The 999-nt window shown below is 75.6% G+C and carries 1 protein-coding gene and 1 pseudogene; both read left to right on the top strand.

What is annotated here, in order from left to right:
- Positions 1-201, top strand: a pseudogene (locus tag KN815_RS49320) (polyprenyl synthetase family protein); the annotation flags it as partial.
- 4 nt (positions 202-205) lie between these two features.
- The coding region (locus KN815_RS49315; RefSeq protein WP_216348229.1) for a UbiA family prenyltransferase at positions 206-999 on the top strand (794 nt) is incomplete at its 3' end.

The following is a 999-nucleotide window of genomic DNA, read 5'->3' as shown; positions in this document are numbered from 1 at the left end:
CTCGGCGGCGCCCTGCCCGCCGCCGACGCGCTGCGCACGGTGCACGAACTGCTGGAGACCACCGGCGCGCTCGACGCCGCGCGGCACCAGGCCACCGCCCAGGCGGACCGGGCCAAGTCCTGTCTGGCGGAGCTGCCCCCCTCCCGGGCCACCGCCGTGCTCGCGGCGGTGGCCGATCTGTCGGTCAGCCGGGACCGGTGACGCCGTGGCGGCCCCGCGCACCGCACTCCTGGCCCATCTCCAGACCTGGCGCCCGTACACCCTCTGGTATCCCGGGCTGGTCGGCCTGGCCGGAGCCACCCTCGCCGGATCGCACCCCGTCACGGGGCAGTTGGTGGTGGCCTGGGCCGCACCGACCCTCGGCTGGGTCGCCGGCCACTATCTCGGCGACTACTACGACCGTGACCTCGACGCGCTCAGCAAGCCCCAACGACCCATCCCCTCAGGCCGGTTGAGCCCACGAGCCGCCGTGGCCACGGGCATCGGCTGCGTCATCGCCGTGGCCGCGCTGGCCCTGTGGGCCAACTGGCGCGCCGTGGCCGTGGCCGCCGCCGCCATGGCGGGCATCGTGGCCTACAGCCGGGTGCTCAAGGGACGTGGCCTGTCGGGCAATCTCATACGGGGCATGCTGACCGCCCTCACCGTGCTCTTCGGCGCGATGGCCGTCCAGCCGTGGCCACCGTGGCGGGCGCTGCCGTTCGCCCTGGTCTTCCTGGCCCATGACACCGCGTCCAACCTCGTCGGCACCCTCCGCGACGTCGACGGCGACCGCGAGGGCGGCTACGCCACCGTGCCGGTGCGCCAGGGTGTCCGGCGCGCCACCCACACCGCAGCCGCGCTGTATCTGGCCGCCGTGGCGGTGGCCTGCGCCGCCACCGCTCTGGTGCCTGGGGACACGGCCGGCTATCTCGTGCTGCTGTCGGCGGCGGCGCTGTGCGGCGCGGGCGCCTTCGGGCTGCTGCTGCGGTCACCCGGGCACCTCGCCCCCGCGCTGGCGCT

This window comes from Streptomyces niphimycinicus, assembly GCF_018883605.1.
Classification (GTDB): domain Bacteria; phylum Actinomycetota; class Actinomycetes; order Streptomycetales; family Streptomycetaceae; genus Streptomyces; species Streptomyces niphimycinicus.
This window is presented reverse-complemented; position numbering and strand designations above follow the sequence as displayed.